At 62.2% G+C, this 883-nt stretch carries 1 protein-coding gene; it reads right to left on the bottom strand.

The features are described 5' to 3' along the window. Positions 1-883: ABC transporter substrate-binding protein (locus tag AC5L36_RS45360; RefSeq protein ID WP_441225324.1), on the bottom strand; the 883-nt coding region annotated here is incomplete at both ends.

Raw genomic sequence — 883 nt, forward strand, 5'->3', positions numbered from 1 at the left:
TGGGTGAAGGTGGTTTCCTTGGTGATGATGCGGGGTTCGACGGCTTCGCCGGCGTTGACCTTCTTGACCAGTTCCATCAGCTGTGGGCCGAGCAGGGGAGAGCATTCGACGATGAAGTTGATTTTGCCGTCGGCGAGTGCTTGCATGCCGTCGCGGACGGCGTCGACGGTGATGATTTTGATGTCGGTGCCGGGTTTCTTGCCGGCGCCTTCGATGGCTTCGATCGCGCCCAGGCCCATGTCGTCGTTGTGGGCGTAGAGCACGTCGATGTCGGGGTTGGCCTTGAGGAAGGCTTCCATGACTTCTTTGCCCTTGGCGCGGGTGAAGTCGCCGGTTTGTGAGGCGATGATTTTGAACTTGGGTTCGGCGGCGATGACGTCGCCGAAGCCCTTCTTGCGGTCGTTGGCCGGGGCGGAGCCGGTGGTGCCTTGCAGTTCGACGATGTTGACCGGGTCGGTGCTGCTGGCGTACTCCTTGACCAGCCAGTCGCCGGCCTTCTTGCCTTCCTCGACGAAGTCCGAGCCGAGGAAGGATTTGTAGAGGCTGGTGTCCGGGGAGTCGACGGCCCGGTCGGTGAGGATGACCGGGATGTCGGCGTCCTTGGCTTCCTTGAGCACGGTGTCCCAGCCGGACTCGACCACCGGGGAGAAGGCGATGATGTCGACCTTCTGCTGGATGAACGAGCGGATCGCCTTGATCTGGTTTTCCTGCTTTTGCTGGGCGTCGGAGAACTTCAGCTCGATCCCGGCTTCCTTGGCCGAGTCCTGGATCGACTTGGTGTTCGCGGTACGCCAGCCGCTTTCGGCACCGACCTGGGAAAACCCGAGAACGATCTTCCCATCGTCCGAGCCGCTGCCAGAACCGGCACCGTCATCGCCGCCAC

The organism is Phytohabitans sp. LZ39 (genome assembly GCF_059359075.1).